The 25463-nt window shown below is 74.4% G+C and carries 29 protein-coding genes; 19 read left to right on the top strand and 10 right to left on the bottom strand.

The window, feature by feature from the left end; translation table 11 throughout:
• The first annotated feature begins 24 nt into the window (after nucleotides 1–24).
• Entirely contained in the window at nucleotides 25–858 is an 834-nt protein-coding gene (locus tag J3R08_RS22350) for a DUF2567 domain-containing protein (RefSeq protein ID WP_069089032.1), read from the top strand.
• Here J3R08_RS22350 and J3R08_RS22345 read toward each other — a convergent pair.
• Nucleotides 824–1528: an LON peptidase substrate-binding domain-containing protein gene (locus J3R08_RS22345; protein ID WP_043329490.1), complete on the bottom strand. Its 705-nt coding sequence runs from the start codon at nucleotides 1526–1528 to the stop codon at nucleotides 824–826. The genes J3R08_RS22350 and J3R08_RS22345 overlap by 35 nt on opposite strands.
• A gap of 108 nt (nucleotides 1529–1636) precedes the next feature.
• Between J3R08_RS22345 and hisD the strand changes: the two genes are divergently transcribed.
• From hisD to hisF, 12 genes are all read left to right on the top strand, one after another.
• Nucleotides 1637–2962, top strand: a complete 1326-nt coding sequence (gene hisD / locus J3R08_RS22340; protein WP_043329491.1) for a histidinol dehydrogenase — start codon at nucleotides 1637–1639, stop codon at nucleotides 2960–2962.
• Nucleotides 2959–4032 carry a histidinol-phosphate transaminase gene (locus tag J3R08_RS22335; RefSeq protein WP_064445240.1) on the top strand — a complete coding sequence of 358 codons (1074 nt, stop codon included), beginning with the start codon at nucleotides 2959–2961 and terminating at the stop codon, nucleotides 4030–4032. The genes hisD and J3R08_RS22335 overlap by 4 nt, the downstream gene beginning before the upstream one ends.
• The gene (gene hisB / locus J3R08_RS22330) at nucleotides 4029–4640 is read left to right on the top strand and encodes an imidazoleglycerol-phosphate dehydratase HisB (protein ID WP_043329493.1); all 612 of its coding nucleotides are present in this window, start codon (nucleotides 4029–4031) and stop codon (nucleotides 4638–4640) included. Before J3R08_RS22335 ends, hisB begins: the two co-directional genes overlap by 4 nt.
• On the top strand, nucleotides 4640–4807 hold the full coding sequence (locus J3R08_RS22325) for a hypothetical protein (protein WP_176722837.1): 168 nt from the start codon (nucleotides 4640–4642) through the stop codon (nucleotides 4805–4807). Before hisB ends, J3R08_RS22325 begins: the two co-directional genes overlap by 1 nt.
• Nucleotides 4807–5430, top strand: a complete 624-nt coding sequence (gene hisH / locus J3R08_RS22320; RefSeq protein ID WP_064445241.1) for an imidazole glycerol phosphate synthase subunit HisH — start codon at nucleotides 4807–4809, stop codon at nucleotides 5428–5430. The genes J3R08_RS22325 and hisH overlap by 1 nt, the downstream gene beginning before the upstream one ends.
• A gap of 19 nt (nucleotides 5431–5449) precedes the next feature.
• Nucleotides 5450–5770: a hypothetical protein gene (locus J3R08_RS22315; protein WP_064445242.1), complete on the top strand. Its 321-nt coding sequence runs from the start codon at nucleotides 5450–5452 to the stop codon at nucleotides 5768–5770.
• Nucleotides 5771–5789: 19 nt separating this feature from the next.
• Entirely contained in the window at nucleotides 5790–6518 is a 729-nt protein-coding gene (priA, locus tag J3R08_RS22310; RefSeq protein WP_043329497.1) for a bifunctional 1-(5-phosphoribosyl)-5-((5-phosphoribosylamino)methylideneamino)imidazole-4-carboxamide isomerase/phosphoribosylanthranilate isomerase PriA, read from the top strand.
• Nucleotides 6515–6937 (top strand): RidA family protein, encoded by a 423-nt coding sequence (locus J3R08_RS22305; RefSeq protein WP_043329499.1) that lies wholly within the window; start codon nucleotides 6515–6517, stop codon nucleotides 6935–6937. The genes priA and J3R08_RS22305 overlap by 4 nt, the downstream gene beginning before the upstream one ends.
• A gap of 80 nt (nucleotides 6938–7017) precedes the next feature.
• A complete protein-coding gene (locus J3R08_RS22300; RefSeq protein ID WP_043331106.1) occupies nucleotides 7018–7464 on the top strand; it encodes a MarR family winged helix-turn-helix transcriptional regulator in 447 nt (148 codons plus the stop codon).
• Between the two features lies 1 nt (nucleotide 7465).
• Nucleotides 7466–7891 (top strand): organic hydroperoxide resistance protein, encoded by a 426-nt coding sequence (locus tag J3R08_RS22295; RefSeq protein ID WP_064445243.1) that lies wholly within the window; start codon nucleotides 7466–7468, stop codon nucleotides 7889–7891.
• Nucleotides 7888–8889 (top strand): NADP-dependent oxidoreductase, encoded by a 1002-nt coding sequence (locus J3R08_RS22290; protein WP_064445244.1) that lies wholly within the window; start codon nucleotides 7888–7890, stop codon nucleotides 8887–8889. Before J3R08_RS22295 ends, J3R08_RS22290 begins: the two co-directional genes overlap by 4 nt.
• A gap of 86 nt (nucleotides 8890–8975) precedes the next feature.
• Entirely contained in the window at nucleotides 8976–9743 is a 768-nt protein-coding gene (hisF, locus tag J3R08_RS22285) for an imidazole glycerol phosphate synthase subunit HisF (protein ID WP_043329502.1), read from the top strand.
• A 7-nt stretch (nucleotides 9744–9750) separates the two neighbouring features.
• Here the strand turns inward: hisF and J3R08_RS22280 are convergent, their stop codons facing one another.
• Entirely contained in the window at nucleotides 9751–10212 is a 462-nt protein-coding gene (locus J3R08_RS22280; protein ID WP_043329504.1) for a hypothetical protein, read from the bottom strand.
• Nucleotides 10213–10328: 116 nt separating this feature from the next.
• Complete coding sequence (locus J3R08_RS22275) at nucleotides 10329–10964, bottom strand: YitT family protein (protein ID WP_209962677.1); 636 nt, start codon at nucleotides 10962–10964, stop codon at nucleotides 10329–10331.
• A 59-nt stretch (nucleotides 10965–11023) separates the two neighbouring features.
• Between J3R08_RS22275 and J3R08_RS22270 the strand changes: the two genes are divergently transcribed.
• Entirely contained in the window at nucleotides 11024–12475 is a 1452-nt protein-coding gene (locus J3R08_RS22270; protein WP_064445245.1) for a PLP-dependent aminotransferase family protein, read from the top strand.
• Between the two features lie 72 nt (nucleotides 12476–12547).
• Nucleotides 12548–13855 (top strand): low temperature requirement protein A, encoded by a 1308-nt coding sequence (locus tag J3R08_RS22265; RefSeq protein ID WP_181373758.1) that lies wholly within the window; start codon nucleotides 12548–12550, stop codon nucleotides 13853–13855.
• A gap of 71 nt (nucleotides 13856–13926) precedes the next feature.
• Here the strand turns inward: J3R08_RS22265 and J3R08_RS22260 are convergent, their stop codons facing one another.
• The 3 genes from J3R08_RS22260 to J3R08_RS22250 form a co-directional block, all read right to left on the bottom strand.
• Nucleotides 13927–15753: a long-chain fatty acid--CoA ligase gene (locus J3R08_RS22260; RefSeq protein ID WP_043329509.1), complete on the bottom strand. Its 1827-nt coding sequence runs from the start codon at nucleotides 15751–15753 to the stop codon at nucleotides 13927–13929.
• A 139-nt stretch (nucleotides 15754–15892) separates the two neighbouring features.
• Nucleotides 15893–16843 (bottom strand): terpene synthase, encoded by a 951-nt coding sequence (locus J3R08_RS22255; RefSeq protein WP_043331108.1) that lies wholly within the window; start codon nucleotides 16841–16843, stop codon nucleotides 15893–15895.
• Nucleotides 16844–16971: 128 nt separating this feature from the next.
• Nucleotides 16972–17601, bottom strand: coding sequence for a TIGR03085 family metal-binding protein (locus J3R08_RS22250; RefSeq protein ID WP_030500278.1), 630 nt, complete (start codon nucleotides 17599–17601; stop codon nucleotides 16972–16974).
• 193 nt (nucleotides 17602–17794) lie between these two features.
• Here J3R08_RS22250 and J3R08_RS22245 point away from each other — a divergent pair, with 193 nt between their 5' ends.
• Nucleotides 17795–19669 (top strand): ABC transporter ATP-binding protein, encoded by a 1875-nt coding sequence (locus J3R08_RS22245; protein WP_209962676.1) that lies wholly within the window; start codon nucleotides 17795–17797, stop codon nucleotides 19667–19669.
• Nucleotides 19666–21447: an ABC transporter ATP-binding protein gene (locus tag J3R08_RS22240; RefSeq protein ID WP_209962675.1), complete on the top strand. Its 1782-nt coding sequence runs from the start codon at nucleotides 19666–19668 to the stop codon at nucleotides 21445–21447. Before J3R08_RS22245 ends, J3R08_RS22240 begins: the two co-directional genes overlap by 4 nt.
• A 4-nt stretch (nucleotides 21448–21451) precedes the next feature.
• Here J3R08_RS22240 and rpsD read toward each other — a convergent pair whose 3' ends face one another.
• The gene (gene rpsD, locus J3R08_RS22235) at nucleotides 21452–22060 is read right to left on the bottom strand and encodes a 30S ribosomal protein S4 (RefSeq protein WP_064445248.1); all 609 of its coding nucleotides are present in this window, start codon (nucleotides 22058–22060) and stop codon (nucleotides 21452–21454) included.
• Between the two features lie 67 nt (nucleotides 22061–22127).
• Between rpsD and J3R08_RS22230 the strand changes: the two genes are divergently transcribed.
• Nucleotides 22128–22862 (top strand): DUF2470 domain-containing protein, encoded by a 735-nt coding sequence (locus J3R08_RS22230; RefSeq protein WP_043329514.1) that lies wholly within the window; start codon nucleotides 22128–22130, stop codon nucleotides 22860–22862.
• Between the two features lie 11 nt (nucleotides 22863–22873).
• Here J3R08_RS22230 and J3R08_RS22225 read toward each other — a convergent pair whose 3' ends face one another.
• Genes J3R08_RS22225 through J3R08_RS22215 form a run of 3 tightly spaced genes read right to left on the bottom strand, consistent with a single transcriptional unit; the run spans nucleotide 22874 to nucleotide 24941 of the window.
• The gene (locus J3R08_RS22225) at nucleotides 22874–23470 is read right to left on the bottom strand and encodes a TetR family transcriptional regulator (RefSeq protein WP_030500283.1); all 597 of its coding nucleotides are present in this window, start codon (nucleotides 23468–23470) and stop codon (nucleotides 22874–22876) included.
• Entirely contained in the window at nucleotides 23467–24222 is a 756-nt protein-coding gene (locus J3R08_RS22220) for an ABC transporter permease (protein WP_166456895.1), read from the bottom strand. The genes J3R08_RS22225 and J3R08_RS22220 overlap by 4 nt, the downstream gene beginning before the upstream one ends.
• Nucleotides 24219–24941 (bottom strand): ABC transporter ATP-binding protein, encoded by a 723-nt coding sequence (locus J3R08_RS22215; RefSeq protein ID WP_043329517.1) that lies wholly within the window; start codon nucleotides 24939–24941, stop codon nucleotides 24219–24221. Before J3R08_RS22215 ends, J3R08_RS22220 begins: the two co-directional genes overlap by 4 nt.
• A gap of 110 nt (nucleotides 24942–25051) precedes the next feature.
• On the opposite strand from J3R08_RS22215, the gene J3R08_RS22210 reads away from it, so the two are divergent.
• Complete coding sequence (locus tag J3R08_RS22210) at nucleotides 25052–25441, top strand: MerR family transcriptional regulator (RefSeq protein WP_013287558.1); 390 nt, start codon at nucleotides 25052–25054, stop codon at nucleotides 25439–25441.
• The last annotated feature ends 22 nt before the right edge of the window (nucleotides 25442–25463 follow it).

Below are 25463 nucleotides of genomic sequence, written 5' to 3'. Positions count from 1 at the left end.
GCCCCGGCCTGAGAGGATCAACGGGTGACTCCGGACACCCCTGATCCCGAGCGGACGCGCGAGCGTGCCGACGGCGCCGAGGCGCGGCCCGAGCGCGAGCAGCCGCCTGCCTGGCCCGGCGGACCACCCGGCTGGCCCGGCGGACTGCCGGTGCCCGCCGGCACCCCGGTCACCGCGCCCGGCGCCGACCCGCTGGCCGGGCATCCGGGCGTCGTGACGCAGCTCCCCGGTGCGTCGCCCGCGTCCCGGCGATCCGCCGGCCGGGTGGTGGCGACCACCCTCGGCGTGGCCGCGCTGCTCACCGCGCTCGGCGCGCCGCTCGGGCTGCTCTGGGTGTGGGCGGCGCCGGCCACCCCGGTACGGCAGACGCCGGCCGGCGCGGTCTACGCCACCACGCAGCCGGAGCAGCCGATCGCCGCGGACGGCTGGTTCAGCCTCCTGACCCTCGGCTTCGGCGTGCTCGCCGCGATCACCCTGTGGGTGGTGCTGCGCCGCCGGCGTGGTCCGGCGGGCCTGCTCGCGGTCACCCTCGGCGGTCTCGGCGCGGCGGTGGTGGCCTGGCAGGTCGGCCGCCGGATCGGCCTGTCCACGTTCCAGCGGCTGGTGGAGACCGCGCCGCCGGGTACCGCCTTCACCAAACCCGTCGACCTGCGCGCCGGCGGCGTCGACTGGTTCGGCCCGCTCCCGCTGCCGCACGGCAACCTGCTGCTCGCCGCGTTCGGCGCCGCAGTCACGTACACGCTGCTCGCGGGCTGGTCGCGGTGGCCGTCGCTGCGGCCGGAGCCGGAGTTCGACGGCGGGTGGCCGCCGCCGGCGCCGGGGTTCAGTTCGGCGCCGGGAGACCCGCCAGCTCGCTGAGCGGCACCGGCACCGCCCGGACCTGCCGCAGCAACGCCGTCTCCCGGTTGAGCAGGCGCAGCTCGGCCCGCAGGCGGGCGGCGGTGTCGTCGATGGCGAGCAGCCGCTGCCGGTCGTCCACGGTCAGCGCGGCGGTCGCGGCCACCAGGTGCGAGAGCACCGTCGGGTCCTCCGGCAACTGCTCGGAGATCTCCTGCTGGTCCGGCCGGATCAGGCCGAGATATTGCCGGAACACCGAGATCACCCGGGCCGCCAGCAGGTCGGCCGTCTCGTCCGGGCCGCCCGGCTCGGGCAACCACTCCACCTCCGCCGTCAGGTAAGGCTCGGCGGAATGGTCGACCTCGGCGAGGCGGAACCGGCGCCGCCCCACGGTGACGATGTCGAACCCGCCGTCGGCCAGCTCGGTGACCTGCCGCAGCTCGGCGGTGCAGCCCACCTCGTGCAGCGTGACCTCGCCGGCGGTCAGCCCGAAGCGCCCCGGCGGCCCGGCCGGCGCCACCTCCCAGCCGGCCCGGATCGCGACCACGCCGAACTCGCGCGGCGCGCCCTCGGGCAGCGCCACCAGGTGGCGTACCAGCGCCCGGTAGCGCTCCTCGAAGATGTGCAGCGGAAGGACCAGCCCGGGGAAGAGGACGGTCCCGAGCGGGAACACCGGCAGCCGTGCGCTCACGCGATCGAGCGTATCCCCAACGCGCCCGCCCGCGCGTGTCCCGGCTCACCGTCCCGGCGTGCGGGCGGCCCGGGCCGGTCGCCGCGGCGGCGGCCTAGACTCGCAGGCGTGCTGAATCGGATCGACCTGCGCGGCGGGGCACGTGACCCGCGCCGCCTGCTGCCCCGTGCCCAGCTCGACGTCTCCGTGGCGGTCGAGCGGATCCGCCCGCTGGTCGAGGCGGTCCGGGAGCATGGGTACCCGGCGATCCGGGAGGCCAGCGAACGGTTCGACGGTGTGTCACCGGAGCGGCTGCGGGTGCCGGTCGAGACGATCCGCGCCGCCGAGGACGAGCTGGACCCGCAGGTCCGCGCCGCGCTGCTGGAGTCGATCACCAGGGCCCGCAAGGTGCACGCCGACCAGCGCCGCACCGACCACACCACGACCGTGGTGCCCGGCGGCACGGTCACCGAGCGGTGGGTGCCGGTCGACCGGGTCGGTCTCTACGTCCCCGGCGGCCTGGCCATGTACCCGTCGACGGTGGTGATGAACGTGGTGCCGGCCCAGGCGGCCGGGGTGCGCTCGCTGGTGGTGGTGAGCCCGCCGCAGAAGGACAACGACGGCCTGCCGGACCGCCGGGTCCTGGCGGCCTGCGCGCTGCTCGGCGTGGACGAGGTGTACGCCGTCGGCGGCGCCCAGGCCGTCGCCATGCTCGCGTACGGGGCGGGCGCCGACCCGGCCGGGGACGAGCGCTGCGAGCCGGTCGACATGATCACCGGCCCGGGCAACATCTGGGTCACCGCCGCGAAGCGGCTGCTGCGCGGCGTGGTCGGCATCGACGCCGAGGCCGGCCCGACCGAGATCGCGATCCTGGCCGACGACACCGCCGACCCGGCGCACGTCGCCGCCGACCTGATCAGCCAGGCCGAGCACGACCCGCTCGCGGCCAGCGTGCTGGTCACCCCGTCCACAGCGCTGGCCGACGCGGTCGACGCGGAGCTGGCCCGGCAGGCGCCCGCGGCCAAGCACGCCGAGCGGATCGGCACCGCGCTGCGCGGCGAGCAGAGCGGCGTGGTCCTCGTCGACGACCTGGAGGCGGGCCTGCGGGTGGTCGACGCGTACGCGGCCGAGCACCTGGAGATCCAGACCGAGAACGCCCGCGAGTGGGCGCTGCGGGTCCGCAACGCCGGTGCGGTGTTCGTGGGCGCGTGGTCGCCGGTGTCGCTCGGCGACTACTGCGCGGGCTCCAACCACGTGCTGCCCACCGGCGGCTGCGCCCGGCACTCCTCCGGGCTGTCCGTGCAGTCGTTCCTGCGCGGCGTCCACCTGGTCGAATACACGCAGGAGGCGCTGCGCGACGTGGCCCCGCACGTGGTCACGCTGGCGACCGTGGAGGACCTGCCCGCGCACGGCCAGGCGGTCAGCGTCCGGTTCCCCGAGGGCGGGGCGTCGTGACCACGCTCGACGACCTGCCGATCCGCGAGGACCTGCGCGGGCGCACGCCGTACGGCGCGCCGCAGCTCGACGTGCCGGTGCGGCTGAACACCAACGAGAACTCCTACCCGGTGCCCGAGCCGGTGGTCGAGGCGATCGGCAAGGCGCTCGCCGCCGAGCTGCGTGACCTCAACCGCTACCCGGACCGGGACGCGGTGGCGCTGCGCGCCGACCTGGCCGCCTACCTGGGACACGGGCTCACCGCCGACCACGTGTGGGCGGCGAACGGCTCCAACGAGATCCAGCAGCAGCTGCTGCAGGCGTTCGGCGGTCCCGGGCGCACCGTGCTCGGCTTCACCCCGGCGTACTCGATGCACCCGCTGCTGGCGCTCGGCACCGGCACCCGGTGGGTGCCCGCCCGGCGCGGCGCGGACTTCGGGCTCACCGCCGCCGACGCGGTGGCCCAGGTCCGCGAGCACCGGCCGGACGTGGTGTTCCTCTGCTCGCCGAACAACCCGACCGGCACCGCGCTCGACCCGGCCGTGGTCGCCGCCGTGCTGGACCAGGCGCCCGGCATGGTGGTCGTGGACGAGGCGTACGCCGAGTTCGCCCGGCCCGGCACGGTGAGCGCGCTGGCGGTGCTGCCCGGCCACCCGCGGCTGGTGGTGACCCGCACCATGAGCAAGGCGTTCGGCTTCGCCGGCGGGCGGCTCGGCTACCTGGCCGCCGACCCGGCGGTGGTGGACGCGGTGCAGCTGGTCCGGCTGCCGTACCACCTGTCCGCGCTCACCCAGGCCGCCGCCCGCGCGGCGCTGGCGCACCGGGACGCCCTGCTCGGCACCGTGGCCGCGATCATGGAGCAGCGGGACCGGATCGTCGCCGAGCTGCGCGCCCGGGGCCACCGGGTGGCCGACAGCGACGCGAACTTCGTGCTGTTCGCCGTCGACGGGGACCAGGCGGTGGCCTGGCGTACCCTGCTCGATGCCGGCGTGCTGGTGCGCGACGTCGGCCTGCCCGGCTGGCTGCGCGTCACCGCCGGCACCCCGACCGAGACCGACGCCTTCCTCACCGCGATGGAGAACGTTTCATGAGCCGGATCGCCCGGATCGAGCGGGTCACAAACGAGACCAAGGTGCTCGTCGAGATCGACCTCGACGGCACCGGCCAGGCCGACATCTCCACCGGCGTCGGCTTCTACGACCACATGCTCAACCAGATCGCCCGGCACGGCGGCTTCGACCTGACCGTGCACACGGTCGGCGACCTGGAGATCGACGCGCACCACACGATGGAGGACACCGCGCTGGCGCTGGGCGCCGCGTTCGACCGGGCGCTGGGCGACAAGGCGGGCATCCGGCGGTACGGCTCGGCCACCGTCCCGATGGACGAGGTGCTGGTCCGCGCCGCCGTCGACCTGTCCGGCCGCCCGTACGTGGTGCACGACGAGCCGGCGCTGGCCCCGTACATCGGGCCGGTCTACCCGACGAGCATGACCCGGCACATCTGGGAGTCGTTCGGCCAGTCGGCCCGGATCACGCTGCACGTGGACGTGCTGCGCGCGGCCCGGCCGGGCGGTCACCCGGACGCGCACCACGTGGTCGAGGCGCAGTTCAAGGCCGTCTCCCGCGCGCTGCGCGAGGCCACCGCGCTCGATCCCCGTAACGCCGGTGTGGTGCCGTCCACGAAGGGCGCTCTCTAATGAAGGTGCTGCCCACTCTCGTGTTGATCCTGGCCGGGCTGCTGGTCGGCGGGACGTGGTCGCTGCTCAAGCAGGGCGCGCCGCGCGCCGCCGTGGTGGTCACCGGGCTGCTGGCCGTACTGGCCACCGTCGCCGGGGTGCTCTGGCTGCTGCCGGGGGAGAGCTGATGACGCGGCGCGTGGTGGTGCTCGACTACGGCTCGGGCAACCTGCGGTCGGCCGAGCGCGCGGTGGCGCGGGCCGGCGCCGACGTGACCGTCACCGACGACCTGGACGCCGCCGCGTCGGCCGACGGCCTGGTGGTGCCGGGCGTCGGCGCGTTCGCCGCCTGCATGGCCGGGATCGAGGCGCTGGGCGCCGGGCCGGTGATCGCCGAGCGGGTCGCCGCCGGGCGGCCGGTGCTGGGCATCTGCGTCGGCATGCAGATCCTCTTCGGGCACGGCGAGGAGCACGGCGTGGTCACCAAGGGGCTCGGGCTGCTGCCCGGCGGCGTGACCCGGCTGCCCGCGCGGCGGCTGCCGCACATGGGCTGGAACACGGTGCGGCCGCCGGCCGGCTCGACGCTGTTCGCCGGGCTGCCGGAGGGCACCCGGTTCTACTTCGTGCACTCCTACGGCGTGACGGACCCGGCGGCGCTGGCCGAGGCGGGCGCCACGGTGACGACCGCGCACCACGGCACGGACTTCGTGGCCGCGGTGGAGCGGGGCGCGCTGTCGGCCGCCCAGTTCCACCCGGAGAAGTCGGCCGACGCCGGTTCGGCGCTGCTGCGCAACTGGCTCGGCACGCTGTGACCGGCCCGCTGGCGTCGGCGTGAGCAAGGAGCGGGCCCGCCGCCGCGCGGCGCGCGAGGCCGAGCAGGAGCGTGCGCGCGCCGCCCGCGCCCGCCGGGTGGCCCGCCGGGAACGGCGTCGTTCCCTGGTACGCCGGCTGACGCCGTCGCTGCGGCGCGGCCGTACCGGCCGGCTGCGCCGGCACACCCGCCGGGAGCGGGCGACGATCCTGGTGCTCACCGCGGTGGCGGTGGTCGGCATCTGGAGCCTGGTGGACGACCTGGCGCTGCGGCTGGTGCTGGTCGCGTTGTTGTTGCTGGTCCTGCCCGCGATCGTGGTGATCGCGCTGGACCGTCGTTGAGGATCCGAGGAGAGAAGCGTTGAGCCTCACCCTGTTGCCCGCCGTGGACGTCGCCGACGGCCAGGCCGTCCGGCTCGTGCAGGGCGCCGCCGGTAGCGAGACCGCGTACGGCGACCCGCTGGACGCGGCGCTGGCCTGGCAGTCCGACGGCGCGGAGTGGATCCATCTGGTGGATCTGGACGCCGCGTTCGGGCGGGGCTCCAACGCCGCGCTGCTGGCCGAGGTGGTCGGCAAGCTGGACGTGAAGGTGGAGCTGTCCGGTGGCATCCGCGACGACGAGTCGCTGCGGGCGGCGCTGGCCACCGGGGCGGCGCGGGTGAACATCGGCACCGCCGCGCTGGAGGATCCGCAGTGGTGCGACCGGATCTGCGGCGAGTACGGCGACCGGGTGGCGATCGGGCTGGACGTGCGCGGCCGTACCCTGTCGGCGCGCGGCTGGACCCGCGACGGCGGTGACCTGTACGAGGTGCTGGCCCGGCTGGACGCGGCGGGCGCGGCGCGGTACGTGGTCACCGACATCACCAAGGACGGCACCATGCGCGGGCCGAACCTGGACCTGCTGCGCGAGGTGTGTGCCCGCACCGACGCCCCGGTGATCGCCTCCGGCGGCGTGTCCACGCTCGACGACCTGCGGGCGCTGGCCACGCTGGAGCCGGTGGGCGTGGAGGGCGTGATCGCCGGGAAGGCGCTCTACGCGGGCGCGTTCACCGTCGCCGAGGCGCTGGCGACGCTGCGGGCCGGCGCGTGACCGCCGCGCCGCCCGAGCCGCCGGCGGACGCCGGTGTGGTGACCCGGCTCGGCTCGGGCGGCCCGTGGGAGGCGCTGTACGGCTACTCGCGGGTGGTCCGGGCCGGTTCGCTGGCGATCACGGCCGGCTGCACCTCGACTGTGGACGGCCGGGTGGCGCACGCCGGCGACGCGGCGGCGCAGACCGCGCAGGCGATCCGGATCGGCCTGGACGCGCTGGCCGAGGTGGGTGCCGGTCCGGGCGACGTGGTGCGGACCCGGATGTACGTGACGGATCGGATCTTCGCCGACGAGGTGGGCCGGGCGCACAACGCGGTGTTCGGCCCGGTACGCCCGGTGGCGACGATGGTGGTGGTGGCCGGGCTGATCGACCCGGACCTGCTGGTCGAGGTCGAGCTGGAGGCGTACCTCCCCGCCTGAGGCGTTCCGGGGTGCCTCGCGCGCCCCGGACCACACGCCGATCGGTTGTGCACAACCTAATTGTGCGTTACGGTTTCGCGGTGACCGATGATCTGGTGCTGCGCCGGCAGGTGTGCTTCGCCCTCTACGCGGCGTCGCGCGCCATGACCGACGTCTACCGGCCCATCCTCGACGAGCACGGCCTGACCTATCCGCAGTACCTGGTGCTGCTGGTGCTCTGGGAGCGTGACGACGACGCCCCCACGGTCTCCGAGCTCGGCGCCGCGCTCCGGCTCGACTCCGGCACGCTCTCCCCGCTGCTCAAGCGGCTGGAGGCGGCCGGCCTGGTGGTGCGTACCCGTTCGGCCGCCGACGAGCGCCGGGTCGAGGTGGGCCTCACCGGCCAGGGCCGGGCCCTGCGGGAGCGGATGTGTGACGTGCCGCGGCAGGTGGCCACCGCCACCGGGCTCACCGAGGCCGAACTGGTCTTCCTCCACGGCATCCTCACCCGGGTCACCGAGACGATCCACCGACAGAAGGAGCAGTGACATGCAGGTGCTCTACACCGCCTCCGCCCGCGCCACCGGCGACGGCCGCGACGGTCACGTCCGCACCTCCGACGGCACGGTCGAGCTGGACCTCGCCGTACCGAAGGAGATGGGTGGCGCCGGCGGCGCGGCCAACCCGGAGCAGCTCTTCGCGGCCGGCTACGCGGCCTGCTTCCACTCCGCGCTGCGCGTGGTCGCCCGCAAGGCCAAGGCGGACGTCTCCGGCTCGGTGGTCGAGGCCGAGGTGGGCATCGGCCCGAACGGCAGCGGCGGCTTCGGCCTCGCCGTGACGCTCGTGGTGGACCTGCCCGCGGTCGAGCGCGCGGCCGCTGAGCAGTTGGTCGACGCGGCCCACCAGGTCTGCCCCTACTCCAACGCGACCCGGGGCAACGTCGAGGTCACCCGCACGGTCCGCGAGGCCCGATGAGCGGGATGAACCGGGAGATCCATCTGGCGTCCCGGCCGCAGGGCTGGCCGACCGCGGAGAACTTCCGGCTGGTCACCACCGAGGTGCCGACGCCGGGCCCGGGGCAGGTGGTGGTCCGCAACCGGTTCATGTCCGTCGACCCGTACATGCGCGGGCGGATGAACGACGTCAAGTCGTACGTGCCGCCGTTCGCGCTCGACGCCCCGCTCGACGGGGGCGCGATCGGTGAGGTGGTGGCCGGCGAGGCCGGCGGCGTCAAGCCCGGCGACACGGTGCTGCACGGGCTGGGCTGGCGTGAGTACGCGCTGGTGGACGCCAAGGGCGCGCGCAAGATCGACCCGGACCTGGCGCCGGTGACCGCCCATCTGGGCGTGCTCGGCATGACCGGGCTGACCGCGTACGCCGGGCTGCTCGACGTGGCCGCCATGAAGCCGGGGGAGACCGTCTTCGTCTCCGGCGCGGCCGGCGCGGTGGGCAGCATGGTCGGCCAGATCGCGAAGCTGCGCGGCGCCGGCCGGGTGATCGGCAGCGCCGGCTCCGCGGCGAAGGTGGAACGGCTCACCGCGCTCGGCTTCGACGCCGCGTTCGACTACCACGACGGCCCGGTGTCCAAGCAGCTCAGGGCGGCCGCGCCGGACGGCGTCGACGTGTACTTCGACAACGTCGGCGGCGACCACCTGGAGGCCGCGATCGGGGCGATGAACGTGCACGGCCGGGCCGCCATCTGCGGCATGATCGCCCAGTACAACGCCACCGAGCCGCCGGCCGCGCCGCGCAACCTGGCGCTGGTGATCGGCAAACGCCTGACGCTGCGCGGCTTCCTCGTCAGTGACCACGGTCACCTGCGGGAGCAGTTCGTGCAGGAGGTGGCGGGCTGGCTGCGCGAGGGCCGGCTGTCGTACGACGAGACGATCGTCGACGGCATCGAGCAGGCCCCGGAGGCGTTCCTCGGCCTGCTGCGCGGCGAGAACCTCGGCAAGATGCTGGTCCGTCTCTGACCGGCGTGAACCCGTACCACCACGGGCGGTGGTGACCGGCCTCACCGGCGGGTCACCACCGCCCGCGCGTTGGCTAGGCTCGGGGCATGACGGTGGCGGTACGGGTCATCCCGTGTCTGGACGTGGACGCCGGGCGCGTGGTCAAGGGGGTCAACTTCCTCGACCTGCGCGACGCGGGCGACCCGGTGGAGCTGGCGGCGGCGTACGACCGGGCCGGCGCGGACGAGCTGACCTTCCTCGACGTCACCGCCTCGTCCAGTGACCGCGGCACCATGCTCGACGTGGTGCGGCGTACCGCCGAGTCGGTCTTCATCCCGCTCACCGTGGGCGGCGGCGTCCGCCAGGTCGCCGACGTCGACACGCTGCTGCGGGCCGGGGCGGACAAGGTGGGCGTGAACACCGCCGCCATCGCCCGCCCGGAGCTGATCGCCGAGATCGCCGACCGGTTCGGCAGTCAGGTGCTCGTGCTCTCACTGGACGTGCGCCGCGCGCCCGACGGCACGACGCCGAGCGGTTTCGAGGTGACCACGCACGGCGGGCGGCGGGGCACCGGGCTGGACGCGGTCGAGTGGGCGGCGCGCGGCGCCGAGCTGGGCGCGGGGGAGATCCTGCTCAACTCGATGGACGCCGACGGCACCAAGGCCGGGTTCGACCTGCCGCTGATCCAGGCGGTCCGGGAGGTGGTCGACGTCCCGGTGATCGCCAGCGGCGGCGCGGGCGAGGTGGCGCACTTCCCGCCGGCCGTCGGCGCGGGGGCGGACGCGGTGCTCGCGGCGAGCGTCTTCCACTTCGGTGAGCTGACCGTCGGCGAGGTCAAGGACGCGCTGCGCGGCGCCGGGCACCCGGTGCGCTGAGGCGCGCTCACTGCCGGCCGGAGTGCCCCTCGGGGGAGCGGCGCGGCATCGGGATCGAGCGGACCACGTACTCCTGCACGGCGGCGGCGTGGTCGTCCTCGTCGAGCTGCCACTCGGACTCACCGGGCGGGTGCCGGCGGGTCAGCACGCCCTGCACCGTGTCCACAGTGGTGCCGAGCCCGGCGCTGGGGCGGGTGCGCCAGAGCCGCTCACCGTCCGGTGTGACCCGGAACCAGCCGTCGGCGACGCTGACCAGGCCCGCGCCGACGAGCCGCCGGACCGCGCCCTCCACCTCGTGCCGCTCGGGGATGGCCTGGTTGAGGTGGTCGGCGGTGGAGAGGACGTCGGCCAGTCGTACGCCTTCGGGGCGGCGTGTCGACGCGGACCGCCGGTGCCGGCCGGCGCCACTGGCGATGACAAGCGCGACGAAGATCCAGGCGTCGCTCCAACGCCATCCGTTCTCCCCCATGCAGGAATGATGCCCGGCCGCGACGGCGGAGGAAACACCTGGTTTTGCTGTTCTTCGTCACCGCAGCTCAGCGCGTTGCGGATCGCTTCGGGCCGTGGCGGTCGGCCCGGCGCCGGTCACGTAGCGTAAGCGCCGCTCGCCGGACGTGCGGGCAGCGCGAAGACCGGGATGAAGAACTGGGCGAGCGGGCCGATGGTCAGCGCGTACGCCACGGTGCCGAGGCCGACGGTTCCGCCGAGCAGCCAGCCGAGGGCCAGCACGGTGACCTCGATGCTCGTGCGGACCAGCCGCACCGAGAAGCGGGGATGACGGGCGACGAATCCGGTCATCAGACCGTCGCGGGGCCCGGGGCCGAGCCCGGCGCCGAGGTAGAGCCCGGTGGCGGCGCCGTTGGCGACGATCCCGGCCACGAGCATCGCGGCACGCGCCGGCATGCCCTCACCGGGCGGCAGCACGGCCAGGGTGGCGTCGACGACCAGGCCGATGAACACGACGTTGCTGACCGTGCCGAGGCCGGGCCGCTGCCGCAGCGGGATCCAGAGCAGCAGCACGAGAGCGCCGACGGCGATGGTGACGGTGCCGAAGGAGAGACCGGTCTGCCGGGCGAGCCCCTGGTGGAACACGTCCCACGGGTCCAGCCCCAGCTCCGACCGGATCATCAGCGCCATGCTGAGGCCGTACAGGACGAGCCCGGCGTAGAGCTGGGTGAGTCGTCGAGCCGAACGGTGCCCGAGATTGCCAAGCGGTGCCATGCATGCCACCCTAGGGGCCAATTGCAGGACGTAAGGGGTCCAATTTCGGAGGTGTGGCCATGACCAGCCAGGTGCGCGGCGTCCAATTGGCGCGACTCCTCGGCCAGTGGCATGCGCTGCCGGGCCGCCGCCGCAGCCCCGACTACGCCGCGCTCGCCGGCGCCGTCCGGGGCCTGCTCGCCGACGGCCGGCTGCCCCTGGGGGTACGCCTGCCGGCCGAGCGGGAACTGGCCGAGGCGCTGCGGATCAGCCGGACCACTGTCACCGCCGCGTACCGGGAACTGCGGGAGAGCGGCCACCTGGCCAGCCGCCGGGGCGCCGGGAGCTGGACCATGCTGCCCGGCGGCCACCGGGTCGCCAGCACCGGGCTGTGGACGCCGCTGGACGACCGCGACATGATCGACCTCGGCGTGGCCGCGCTGTCCGCGCCGCCGCAGCTCGTCCCGGCCGCCCGGGCGGCCGCCGAGGACCTGCCCCGCTACCTCGGCGGGGCCGGCTACCACCCGACCGGCATCATCGAGCTGCGGGAGGCGGTGGCCCGCGGGTACACCGAGCGCGGGCTGCCCACCAGCCCGGAGCAGATCATGGTCACCAGCGGCACCCAGCACGCGCTGGACCTGGTGCTGCGGCTGGCCCTGTCGCCCGGTGGCGCGGTGCTCGTCGAGTCACCCACCTACCCCAACGCGCTGGCCGCGCTGGCCGCCCGGCGCGCCCGGATCGCCACGCACGGCCTGTCCGACGAGGGCTGGGACGCCGAGCTGCTGCTCGGCAGCATCCGGCAGACCCGGCCGAAGCTCGCGTACGTGATCCCGGAGTTCCACAACCCGACCGGCCACCTGATGGCGGCCGACCTGCGCGAACGGCTGGTCGGCGCGGCCCACGCGGCCGGCACCGACCTCGTCGTCGACGAGTCCTTCGTCGACCTGCCGCTGGACGGCACCCCGCTGCCGCCGCCGGTCGCGGTCTTCGACAGGCATTCCCGGGTGATCAGCATCGGCGGGATGAGCAAGCCCTACTGGGGCGGCCTGCGGATCGGCTGGGTCCGCGCCTCCGCGCCCCAGGTGCAGCGGCTCGCCGCGGCCCGGGTCGGGGTGGACATGGCCAGCCCGGTGCTCGACCAGCTCGTCGCCGTGCATCTGCTCGCCGAGGCGCCGGCCATCGTGGCCGCCCGCCGGGCCCAGCTCGCCGCGCAGCGCGACGCCCTGGTCGCGGCGCTCGCGGAGCAGCTGCCCGACTGGCGGGTCACGCCGCCGCGCGGCGGCGTGACGCTCTGGGCCGAGCTGGACGGCCCGATCTCCAGCGCGCTGGCCCGGGCCGCCGAGGAGGTCGGCGTACGGCTGGCGCCCGGACCCCGGTTCGGCCTGGACGGGACGCTCGAGCGCTTCCTGCGGTTGCCCTTCACGCTGCCCGCCGAGGAACTGGTGGAAGCGGTGGGCCGGCTCGCCGCGGTGCGCTACGACCTGGACCGCACCAGCCGCCCGCAGTGGCGCGAGCCGAGCGTCATCGCCTGACCGCCCGCCCGATCCGGTGGTGAACCGCCCGAACCACAGCTGCGGGCGGGTCCGCGCCCGCACACTGCCCGGGTGGGAGACGGGGACGCGGTCCGGTGGTCGTGGGCGGTGCGGCGCAGCGCGCCGGGCTCCCGCACCACCCGGCTGGAGCTCTTCTACGACCTGGTCTTCGTCTTCGCGTTCCTGAGCGTCACCACGCTCACCGCCTCGGTGCTCACGCCCGCCAACCTCTACCGGTTCCTGCTGGTGCTGGCGCTGCTCTGGTGGTCGTGGACCGGCTTCGCCCGGATGGGCAACGCGTTCCGCGCCGACCAGGGGATGCTGCCGCTGATCGGCGTCGTCACCGTGGCGGCCACGTTCCTGCTCGTGCTCAGCACGCCCAGCGCGTTCGCCAACAGCGGTGGCTGGCTGCCCGGGCCGCTGGTCTTCGCCGCGTGCTACTTCGTGATCCGGACCGCCCAGCTCACCGTCTTCGCCTGGGCCGACCGCGCCGACCCGGCCCGGCGCCGGGGACTGCGGATGCGCTTCCTGGCCCCGACGGTGGCCACGGCGCTGCTTGTCGTCGCCGGCACACTCCCCGGCCGGCTGCCGCAGGAGCGGTTCGCGGTCGGGCTGCAACTGGCGCTCTGGACGCTGGCGCTGCTTGTCGAGTACGTCGCCGGGACGGTCCTGGGCCAGCAGTGGTGGGTGGTGCTCTCGGCCGGGCACTGGGCGGAACGGCACGCGCTCATCGTGCTCGTCGCACTCGGCGAGTCGATCATCGCGCTGGGGCTCGGCCCGAAGCGCGGGCTGCCGCTCACCGGCCCGGTGGCGATCGCCGCGTTGCTCGGCATCACGGTCGTGGCGGCGCTGTGGTGGGCGTACTTCGACACGCTGGCGTTCGCCATGGAACAGGTCCTGCACCAGGCCCGGGACCGCGCCACACGGCTGCGGCTGGCCCGCACCGCGTACACGTTCCTGCACCTGCCGATAGTCGCCGGGATCATCCTCTACGCGCTCGGCCTCAAGGACCTGCTGGCCGAGGCCGCCGATCCGCACACGCCCGCCTGGGGGCTGCCGCTCGGCGACTTCTGGGGCGCGATCCTGTTCGGCGGGGTCGCGTTGCACCTGCTCGGCGTCGCCGGGTGCTGGTGGGTGGCGCTGCGCGAGATCCACTGGCGGCTGCTGACCACCGTGGGGGCGCTGACCGCGGTCGCCCCATTCGTGTTCCGTGTGCCGGAGCTGGTCGCGCTGATCGTGCTGGCGGTGGTCACCGGCGCGGGAGTGGCCTGGGAGACCCGGGGCGAGAACGGTCACCGGCGCCGGGTACGCCAGCTCGCGCTGGAGGAGCAGATCGCCGCCGAGGCCGAGCAGAGCCGCTGGCGGCAGCAGCACCTCTGACCGGCGCCGACGCGAACGGCCGTGCCCCGGGACGGTGGGGCACGGCCGGCGCTACCGACTGGCGGTGCGGGTCACAGCTCGGCGAGCGTGCCCTCGTACATCTTGTCGATCTCGGAGGAGAAGTTCGTCTCCACGCTCCGGCGCTTGATCTTCAGCGACGGCGTGACCTCGCCGTCCTCGATGGTGAGGTCACGGGGGAGGATCGTCACCTTCTTGATCGTCTCCCAGCGGTTGAGCTTGGCGTTCAGCTCGGCGACGTACCCCTCGACCATCTCCCGCGCCTGCGGCGAGGTGACGATCGTGGTGTAGTCGCTGCCCTCCAGCGGGGTGCCGGCGGCCCAGCCCTTGATCGCGTCCGGGTCCAGCGTGACGAGCATGGTGCAGTAGTTGCGCGCCTGCCCGATCACCACCGCCTGCGAGGTGTACGGGCAGACCGCCTTGAACATGCCCTCGATGTGCGACGGCGCGACGTACTTGCCGCCGGACGTCTTGACCAGGTCCTTCTTGCGGTCGGTGATGCGCAGGTAGCCGTCGTCGTCGAGCGTGCCGATGTCGCCGCTGCGGAAGAAGCCGTCCTCGGTGAACGCGGCGGCGGTCTCCTCGGGGAGGTTGTGGTAACCCCGCATGACCGGCTTGCCCCGCATCAGGATCTCGCCGTCGGTGTCGATCCGGCACTCCAGATCACCCATGGCCCGGCCCACGCTGCCGATCTTCAGCCCGTCGGGCGGGTTCACGAACGCGCCGGCGCTGGTCTCGGTCAGGCCGTAGCCCTCGGAGATGGGCAGGTTGGCGGCGGCGAAGAAGGTGGCGATCTCCTTGCTCAGCGGCGCCGCGCCGGAGACCAGCACCCGCATCCGGCCGCCGAGCCGGGCCTGCAGCTTGCTGAACACCAGCTTCTCGGCCAGCGCGTACTTCATCCGCAGCCCGGCCGGCACCGGCTTGCCGGCCTGCTCCAGCGCGACCTTCTCCTTGCCGACCTCGACGCCCCAGGCGAAGATCTTGGCCTTCGCGCCGCCCGCGCCCTGCGCGGTGGTGACCGCCTTGTTGTAGACCTTCTCGAAGACCCGGGGCGCGCCGCACATCAGCGTCGGCCGGATCACGCCGAGCAGGTCGACCAGCTTGTCCACCCGGCCGTCGACGTACGTGGGCAGGCCGACGTGGGTGGCGCCGCAGAGCAGCGTCTTGCCGAACGAGTGAGACAGCGGTAGCCACAGGTACTGCAGGTCGTCGGTGCGCAGCAGGCCCAGCTCGGCCTGCGCCACGCCCTCCCAGCACCAGCCGCCGTGCAGCAGCTCCACGCCCTTCGGGCGGCCGGTGGTGCCCGAGGTGTAGATGAGCGTCGCCAGGTGGTCCGGGCCGATGCCGGCCACGAGCATGTCGATCAGGTCGGGCTCGGCGCTCAGCGCGGCGGCGCCGCGCTCCTCCAGCTCGGCCAGGGTGAGCTGCGGGACGGCGGCGGCCGGGTCGGGCGCGCCGTCGAAGAGCACCACGTGGGTCAGCGCGGGCAGGTCCGCTCCGGCGATCTTCGCCGCCTGGGCCGGGTTCTCCGCGAACAGCACCTTCGAGCCGGAGTCGGCGATGATGTAGACCGCGTCGTCGGGCTCGGTGGTCGGGTAGACGGTGGTGGTGGCCCCACCGGCGCACATGATGCCGAAGTCGGCCAGCACCCACTCCAGCCGGGTGTTGGCCAGGATCGCCACCGGGTTCTCCAGGCCGACACCGAGCCCGTGCAACCCGGCGGCGATCGCCTTCGCGCGTTGCCCGACCTGCTCCCACGTCAGCCAGACCGGGCCCGAGTCGTCGGGTGCGGGGTGAGCGAACGCCTGGCGGTCGGGGGAGTCCGCCACGCGCTTGAGGAACATGTCGGGTACGGAACGGTACGGTACATCGAGAGCCATCGCTGTAGCCGCCTTCAGGGGTGGAGGGACGTGACGGGGGTCACGCCGGTCTGCGGTTACCGAAGGGTATTGCCTGTACCCGGCCAGCGGCTAGCCCTGATCGGCCGAGTCGCCACCGGTCCCGACTTCTGGAATCGGATCAGGCGTATCGGCTGGCGGCGCGGGACCAGTCGTAGGTGGCCCGGATCCAGTCTCGGCGGGTGTCCAGGAACGCCCGCATCCCCTCGTCGGCCCCGGCGCTCAACGCCGCGTCCCGCTCCGCGTACGAGGCGAGGGCCGCGTTGAAGCGGTTCGCCGCCGCGTTCAGCGCCGCCGACTCGTCCTGCCCGGTCTCGCCCGCGATCGTGGTCACCAGGTTGTGCGCGTCCGGGGTGACGCCCCGCTCCTTGCCGTAGGAGAACACGTCGTTGCACCAGCAGACCAGGTCGGTGGCGAGGGCGTCCAGCGCGGTGAGCGCCGGGGTCGCCCGCTGGTCGGCCCGGGGCAGGGACGGGCGGGCCAGGTCGGTCACCGTGAAGCTGGGGCGTACGCCGCCGGTGTGGCGGCGCATCTGCACGTACTCGGCGACCCCGGGCACGCGCCGGCGCTCCCGGTTCGCCGCCTCCCACAGCAGCGCCAGCAGGTACTCCCGCAACTGACTCACCAGCCGCATCAGGTGCGCCGGCCGGCCCCGGCCGCGCGCCCGCCGGCACAGATCGTGCAGCGCCAGGCCCATCGGGCCGGCGTCGGTGGGCGCGGGCGCGTCCGGGTCACCGTGCCGGTCGAGCACTTCCAGCAGCGCCGCCAGGGTGGGCGCGAGCACCGTCGGCGCGGCGCCCAGCCCGTCGTCGTCGCAGGCGTCGTCCACCACGAACAGCCAGTTGATCAGGTCGGTGAGCAGCCGCAGACCGGCCGGGGACGCCTCGGGGCAGGCCCGTCCGGCCAGCTCCGAGGCATGGGCGCCGGCCAGCCGCAGCAGGCCGGCCTGGGTCTTGACCAGGCCGAAACCGCGCACCCAGGCGACGCTCTGCGCGGCTACCTCGTCCGCGGCCGGGTGACACCGGGAGGGAAAGGGCGGCTCGTGCAGCGCCGAGAGCGCGAAGTCCCGCATCGTCGTCCCCTGTCCGCCGCCCCGCAGGGTCGGGCCGGTGCGCAGGAGCGTACGGCAGCCGGCGAACGTTATCGAACGCCGGGTGTCCACATTCTACGATCGCCTGGGTGGGCGGGCGGAAACGTCTGTCACAGGCCCAGTTCGGCGGTACGCAGACGCTCGGCGCGCTCGGCCGGACCGTCCACCTGGACCCGGGCCACCCGCTGCCGCCCGGTGAGGAACAGCACGAGTTCCCCCGGCGCGCCGACCAGCCGCAGCCGCTCGCCGCCGCCACCGGCCCGCAGCTCGCCGTGCCCCGGCGCCTGCACCAGCACCTCGGCCGGGAAGCGCCGCAGCGCCATCCGGGCCAGCAGGGCGACCCGCTTCCAGAGCACCGCCTGCTGCCCGGCCGGCAGGTCACGCGGCTGCCAGCCCGGCCGGGCCCGGCGGACGTCCTCGTGGTGGATGAAGAACTCCATCCCGTTCGCGATCTCGTCGGTGAGCGGGTTGCTCACCGGGCTCCACACCGGGGGACGGCGGACCCGGGCGATCAGGTCGGCGTACGGCCCGGCGGCGATCCGCCTGCGGACCGACTCGCCGTAGCCGCGCAGCGGCGGCAGCAGGATCCCGCCCGCCGCGTCCGGCCGGCGCTCCCGCACCAGCAGGTGCGCCGCCAGGTCGCGGGTGGTCCACCCCTCGTTCACAGTCGGCGCGTCCGGTCCCAGCTCCAGCATCAGGTCGGCGAGCGCCTCGCGCTCCGTTCGGGCGTACCGCGGCATGGCCCGATCGTAGGCCCGTCGCGGCCGATCGGCGCGCCACGCCCGGCGCTACGGCGGGCCGCGAGCATCGAGGGCCGGTGTCCGCCCAGGTCCGGTGCGAACGTGACGGCGGACATATCCCGGCCGGGTCGGCGGAGCTGGCGGCGAGCGGTAAGGATGGGGGAGAAAATTGCGGCTTACGGCGGGGGCGAACGTGGCGAGCGGGACAAGTCGGGACGTGCTCGGCAGAGGGCTACGGGTGCTCGGCCGGGCCATCCGGGAACAGCCGCGGATCTTCGCGGTGGCGGTCAGCGGCAGCGTGCTGTTCGGCCTCCTGGTGATCGCCAGCGCGTACGTGGTCGGCGGGGTGGTCGGCAAGGTCGTCGTGCCCGCGGTCGAGCGCGGCGAGGTGGCCCGCGGGACCCTGGCGCTGGCCGCGGCGGCGCTGCTCGGCATCAGCGTGCTGCGGGTCGTCGGCATCTTCGGCCGGCGGCTCGGCGCCGGTTACATGCAGTACCGGCTCCAGGCCGCCTACCGCCGCCGGGTCACCCGCCGCTACCTGGAACTGCCGCTGGCCTGGCACCACCGCAACTCCACCGGCACGCTGCTGTCGAACGCCAACTCCGACGTGGAGGCGGCCTGGTACCCGATCGCGCCGCTGCCGTTCGCGGTCGGCACGCTGGTGATGCTGGTCGGCGCGGTGGCGTCACTGTTCGTCACCGACTGGGCGCTGGCCCTGGTCGGCCTCGCCGTGTTCCCCGCGCTGTTCGCGCTCAACGTGGTCTACTCCCGCCGGATGGCGCCCCGGCAGGCCCGGGCGCAGCGGCTGCGCGCCGAGGTCAGCGGCATCGCGCACGAGAGCTTCGACGGCGCGCTGGTGGTCAAGACGATGGGCCGCGAGGCCCAGGAGACCGCCCGTTTCGCCGCCCGCGCCGGCGAGCTGCGGGACGCGCTGATCTCGGTCGGCCGGCTGCGCGGCGTCTTCGACCCGATGCTGGAGACGCTGCCCAGCCTCGGCACGCTCGCCGTGCTGGTGGTCGGCGCGATCCGGCTGCGGCAGGGCGCGATCACCGTGTCCGAGCTGGTCAGCGTCGCGTTCCTGTTCACCGTGCTGGCCTTCCCGGTGCGCGCCATCGGCTGGGTGCTGGCCGAGCTGCCGCGCAGCGTCGCCGGGTGGGACCGGGTGCGCCGGGTGCTCGACGCGACAGGCGAGATGCCGTACGGCACGAGGACGCTCGACCCGGCCACCCGTACGCCGGCCACGCTCGCGTTCCACGACGTGCACTTCGCGTACGAGCCGGCCGAGGCGCACCTGCCCGGCGCCCAGGTGCTCGGCGAGGTGACGTTCACCGTGCCGGCCGGGAAGACAGTCGCCCTGGTCGGGCCCACCGGTTCGGGCAAGTCCACGATCGCGTCGTTGGCCGTGCGCCTGGTCGACCCGGGCGCCGGGCGGGTCACGCTGGACGGCGTGGACGTGCGGGAGCTGACCGCCGCCTCGCTCGCCGGCACCGTGGCGCTGGTGGCGCAGGTGCCGTTCGTCTTCGACGACACGGTCCGGGCCAACATCGCGCTGGACCGGGCCGGCATCGGCGACGACGAGGTGTGGGCGGCGCTGCGGCTGGCCGAGGCGGACGGCTTCGTGGCCGCGCTGCCGGACGGGCTGGACACCATGGTCGGCGAGCGGGGCACCTCGCTGTCCGGCGGGCAGCGGCAGCGGCTGACGCTGGCCCGGGCGCTGGCCGGGCGCCCCCGGCTGCTGGTGCTCGACGACGCCACGAGCGCTGTCGACCCGCGCGTCGAGGCGGCCATCCTGGCCGGGCTGCGCGCGCCCGCCGACGGCGGCGCCCCGGCGTCGATCCTGGTGGTGGCGTACCGCCGGGCCACCATCGCGCTCGCCGACGAGGTGATCTACGTGGAGCAGGGCCGGGTGGTCGCCCGCGGCGCCCACACCGAGCTGCTGGCCACCGTGCCCGGCTACGCCGACCTGGTCACCGCGTACGAGCAGGCCGAGCAGGAACGCGAGCAGAAGCAGACGTACGACGAGGTCACGCCGTTGCCGTCGGGCCTGGAGATTGAGGTGGACCGGTGAGTACGACCACGGGGGAGAACACCGAGAGCGCCGAGACCACCTGGCAGACGTTGCGGCGCGGGCTGGCGCTCTCCCCGGAGCTGCGCACCGGTCTCGCCGGCACGCTGGCGCTGGCGCTGGTCTACATGGTCGGCCGGGTCGCCGTGCCGGTGGCGGTGCAGCGCGGCATCGACCACGGCATCGTCGGCGGGCTCGACCTGAACGTCATCTCGCTCACCGTGGCGATCACCGCCGGGGTGCTGGTGGTCACCACCGCCTGCGGCTACCTGATGATGCGCCGGCTGTTCACGGTGAGCGAGACGGCCCTGGCCGGGGTGCGCACCCGGGCGTTCCGGCACGTGCACGACCTGTCCATGCTGCACCAGCAGTCCGAGCGGCGCGGCTCGCTGGTCTCCCGGGTGACCAGCGACGTCGACCAGATCACCCAGTTCCTCCAGTGGGGCGGCGTGATCCTGATCGTCAACCTGGGCCAGCTGCTGGTGACCACAGCGGTGATGCTCGCGTACTCCTGGCAGTTGACGCTCGTGGTGCTCGTCGCGTTCGCGCCGGCGGTGCTGGTGATCCGGCAGTTGCAGCGCCGCCTCGCCGGGGCCTACGGCCTGGTGCGGCAGCGCACCGGCACGCTGCTCGGCGCGATCGGCGAGAGCGTGGTGGGCGCGCCGGTGATCCGGGCGTACGGCATCGCCGGGCGGACCGCGCGGCGGCTCGACACGGCCATCGACGGGCAGCGGGTGGCCCAGCAGCGGGCGATCCGGATCAGCATCATGGGCAGCTCGGTGGGGGAGCTGGCGGCCGGGCTGGCGCTGGCCGGCGTGGTCGTGGTCGGGGTGAGCCTGGGCGTCGACCGCACGCTGTCGGTCGGCCAGCTCACCGCGTTCCTGTTCCTGGTCACGCTGTTCATCCAGCCGGTGCAGATCGCCACCGAGGTGCTCAACGAGGCGCAGAACGCGATCGCCGGCTGGCGCCGGGTGCTGGACGTGCTGGACGTCTCCCCGGACGTGGCCGACCCGGGCGAGCAGGGGCGGGAGCTGCCGCCCGGGCCGCTGGACGCCCGGTTCGCCGGCGTGACGTTCGCCTATCCGGGCGGCCCGCCGGTGCTGCACGACGTGACGCTGGACATCCCGGCCAAGAGCCGGGTGGCGGTGGTGGGCGAGACCGGCAGCGGCAAGACCACCTTCGCCAAGCTGCTCACCCGGCTGATGGACCCGACCGAGGGCGCGGTGCTGCTCTCCGGCGTCGACCTGCGGCAGGTGCGTTTCGACTCGCTGCGTTCCCGGGTGGTGATGGTGCCGCAGGACGGCTTCCTGTTCGACGCCACGGTCGGGGAGAACGTCCGCTTCGCCCGCCCCGACCTGACCGACGAGCGGCTCACCGCCGCCTTCGGCGAGCTGGGTCTGGCCGACTGGCTGGACGGGCTGCCGTCCGGGCTGGACACGCCGGTCGGCGAGCGCGGGGAGGCGCTCAGCGTCGGCGAGCGGCAGCTCGTGGCGCTGGCCCGGGCGTACGTCGCGGACCCGGACCTGCTGGTGCTGGACGAGGCGACGAGCGCCGTCGACCCGGCCACCGAGGTACGCCTGCAACGCACGCTCGACGCGGTGACCCGGGGGCGGACCACGCTCGCCATCGCGCACCGGCTGTCCACCGCGCAGGCGGCGGACGAGGTGATCGTGGTGGACCGGGGCCGGATCGTGCAGCGTGGCCCGCACGACGAGCTGGTCCGCGACACCGACTCGGTGTACGCGCTGCTGTACGCGTCCTGGTTGGAGCAGACCCGGTAACCGGTCAGCGGGAGTAGAACTCCACCACCAGTTGCTCGTCGCAGACCACCGGCACCTCGTGCCGGGCCGGTTCGCGTACCAGCGTGGCGCGCAGCTGCGCCGGCTGCGCCGACAGGTACGGCCGGGGTTGCGCGTCGGCGTGCGCCCCGGCGGCGGCGAGCTGGAACGGCGGCAGCGTGCGGCTGCGCTCGCGTACGCCGACCACCTGGCCGGGCCGCAGCCGGTACGACGGCCGGTCGACCTTGCGCCCGTCCACGGTGATGTGGCCGTGCCCGACGAGCTGGCGGGCCTGGTAGATGCTGCGGGCCAGCCCGGCCCGCAGGACCACCGCGTCGAGGCGTCGTTCCAGCAGCGCGACGAGCGTGTCGCCGGTCTTGCCGGCGGCCCGGGCGGCCTCGTCGAACAGCCGGCGCAACTGGGCCTCGCTGACGTTGTACTGGTGGCGCAGCCGCTGCTTCTCCAGCAGCCGCACCTGGTAGTCGGAGGTGGTGCGGCGGGACCGGCCGTGCACGCCCGGGGGATAGGGGCGCCGCTCGAAGTACCGCACGCACTTGCGGGTCAGCGGGATGCCGAGGGCCCGGGAGAGCCGGGCTTTGGGCCGGGGGTGGTTCACGGGGGCGTCTCCGATCGTCTAGCCTGCTTCTTAGGTAAGCCTAACCTATCTTGAGGAGGTCGGGATCATGCGGCCCAGCCCGGCGGAGATCGTGCGAACCCTTGTCGCGGGCCGGTTGCCCGCCCTCGTCCACCTGGCCCGGCACCCCGGCCCGCACCAGGTCCGGCACGCCGTCGACCCGGACGGGCGGGTGCTGCTGCTCGTACCCGTGGTCAGTGACCTCGCCGCGGCGCTCGTGCCGCCGGCGGGCGACGCCGACGTGGCCGCCGTGCTCGACGTGCTCGACCTGCCGCCGGCGGCCGGGGCGCCCTCGCTCGGCCGGGCCTGGGTGTCCGGCTGGGCGACGCGGCTGAACGGGGACGAGGCGCGCGACGCGGCGGTCGACTTCGCCGCCACCGACCCGGTCGCCGATCTGCTCGACGTGGGCAGCCGGTTCCACCTGCACCGCTTCGAGGTGGCCGAGGCCCGCTGGGAACGCGCCGGGCGGGTGCGCCGGATCGACCCGGAGGCGTTCGCGGAGGCCGAGCCGGACCCGCTGCACCCGGTCGAGGCCGCCCTGCTCGCGGACCTGGCCGACCACCACGCCGAGCAGGTCGGCGACTACCTTCGGCGGCGGCTGGACCTGCCCGGCGACCAGATCCCGCGGGTGGTCCGGATCGACAGGTACGGCCTGCTGGTCGCGCACGGGCGGCCCGGCGCGACCCGGCGGGCCCGGCTCGCCTTCCCCCGGCCGGTCGCCGACGTGGCGGAGCTGTCCCGCCTGCTGCACCCGATGCTCTGCCCCCGGGCGGCCGCGGCCTGAGCCGCGACGGCTCAGGTGATGTCGCCGGTGAGGTACCGCTGGACCGTCGGGCCGACGGCGGCCACCAGCGTCGCCGGCTCGGCGGTGGCGACCGCGTCGAGGCGGAGCACGTACCGCATCATCGCCAGCCCGGCGAGCTGGGTGGCGACCAGGCCGCCGCGCAGCGCGCGCTGCGCCGGGTCGACGTCGAGCTGGTCGAGCACCCGCCGCAGCACCTGCGTGACCAGGAACTCGCGCAGCAGGCGCGCCGTCCAGTCGTTGCTGACCGCCGAGCGCAGCAGCGCCACCGCGGCGGTGCCGGTGGGGGAGTCCCAGACCTCCAGGAACACCCGGACCATCCGCTCGCCGAGCGCGTCCGGGCCGCCGGCGAGCACCGCCGGCAGCAGCCTTCCCGGGTCGGCCGGGAACGCCGTCGCGGCCCGGAACAGCTCCTCCTTGCCGCCGAAGTAGTGGTGCACGAGCGCCGGGTCCACTCCCGCCGCCGCGGCGATGGCCCGGATGGACGCGGCGTCGAACCCCCGCTCGGCGAACGCCTCCCGCGCCGCGGCGAGGATCGCCTCGCGGGTGTCCGGAGTGCCGGGCCGCCGCCCGGTGCGCCGCGCGTTCACCCGCTGCGCCGGCGCAGCGTCGCGGCGGCCAGCACCAGCGCCGCCACCGCCGCCCCGGTCACGATCGCCACGTCCCGCCACATCGTCCCGGTCGGCTCGGCGTGCGCGCCGACCTCCTGCAGCGCCTCGACGGCGTACGACAGCGGCAGCGCGTCGCTGACCGCCTGGAGCCAGCCGGCCATCTGGTCGCGCGGCACGAACAGGCCGCACAGCAGCAGTTGCGGGGCCACCACCACCGGCATGAACTGGACCGCCTGGAACTCGGTGCGGGCGAACGCCGAGCAGAACAGCCCGAGCGCCACCGCCAGCACCGCGTTCACCCCGGCGATCAGCACGACCAGCCACGCGCTGCCCGCGGTCTCCAGGCCGAACACCCGGTACGCGACGACCGAGGCGACAGTGGACTGGAGCACCCCGGCCAGGCCGAACGCGATGCCGTACCCGAAGAGCAGGTCGAGCTTGCCCAGCGGCGTGGTGAGCAGGCGCTCCAGCGTGCCGGTGGTGCGCTCGCGGAGCATGGCGATGCTGGTCACGAGGAACATGATGATGAACGGGAAGAAGCCCAGCATGATCAGGGCCACCCGGTCGAACGTGCTGGGCGCGCCGGGCGGGGCGGGCTGGTCGACGTACATGAAGTAGACGAGCGTGAGCAGCACCGACGGCACCACCACGAGCAGCGCCACGGTCCGCCGGTCGTGCCGGAGCTGGCGCAGGATGCGCCCGGTGGTGGCGGCCAGGATCCGTCCGTTCATCGCGCCTCTCCCTCGGCGTCGCGGATCAGGCGCAGGAACGCCTCTTCCAGGTCGTCGGTCCCGGTGGCGGCGCGGACCGCGGCCGGGGTGTCGTCGGCGACCAGCCGGCCCTCGCGGATCAGCAGCAGCCGGTCGCAGCGGGCGGCCTCGTCCATCACGTGGCTGGACACCAGCAGCGTGGTGCCGGCGGCGGCCATGGCGTGGAACCGGGCCCACAGGTCGGCCCGCAGCACCGGGTCCTGGCCGACCGTCGGCTCGTCGAGGACGACCAGCTCCGGCTCGCCGACCAGCGCGCACGCGAGCGAGGCGCGGCTGCGCTGGCCGCCGGAGAGCGTGCCGACGAGCTGGTCGGCCGCCTTTCCCAGGCCGACGTCGGTGACCGCGCGGTCGGCCTCGGCGCGGCCCCGGCCCTGGAGCACCGCGAAGTAGCGGGCGTTCTCCCGCACCGTCAGATCGGCGTAGACGCTCGGCGCCTGGGTCAGGTAGCCCACCCGGCGGCGCAGGTCGGCCGAGCCGGCCGGGCGGCCGAGCACGTCGACCGCGCCGGAGCCGACCGTCTGCACGCCGACCACCGCGCGCATCAGCGTGGTCTTGCCGCTGCCGCTGGGCCCGAGCAGCCCGGTCACCGTGCCCCGGGGCACCCCGCAGGTGATGCCGTGCAGCACCCGCCGCCCGCCCCGGTCGACCACCAGCTCGCGGACCGACACCGCGTCGTCCATGCTCGCCTCCGTCAATTCATCACCCGATGAACTCAACGCTAGATGAATTCCGTCGGCGAGGCAACGAGGGACTTGACTTCGAGTGGGCTCGAACTGGAAGCCTGGAGGGCGTGGACATCAGCACGCGGGAGATGAGCCTCACCGTGGGTGAGGCGGCGGAACGGGTCGGCCTGACCACCTACACGCTGCGCTGGTACGAGCAGGAGGGGCTGGTGGGCCGCGTCGGACGGGACTCCTCCGGCCGCCGGCGCTACACCGAGTCCGACGTCAACTGGCTGTTCCTGCTCACCCGGCTGCGGCGCACCGGGATGCCGGTGCGCGACATGCGCCGCTACGCCGAGCTGGCCCGGCACGGCGACAGCACGCTCGGCGCGCGGCGGGCGCTGTTCGAGGCGCACCGCGCCCGGGTGCTGGCCCGGATGGCCGAGCTGGAGGAGGACCTGAAGGTTCTCGAACACAAGATCGACGCGTACCGGCGGGCGGAGGAGGAGTCGGGCTGAACACCCGGCGGCGGACAGGGAG

It is taken from the genome of Micromonospora sp. HB375, assembly GCF_017872985.1.
Classification (GTDB): domain Bacteria; phylum Actinomycetota; class Actinomycetes; order Mycobacteriales; family Micromonosporaceae; genus Micromonospora; species Micromonospora chalcea.
This window is presented reverse-complemented; position numbering and strand designations above follow the sequence as displayed.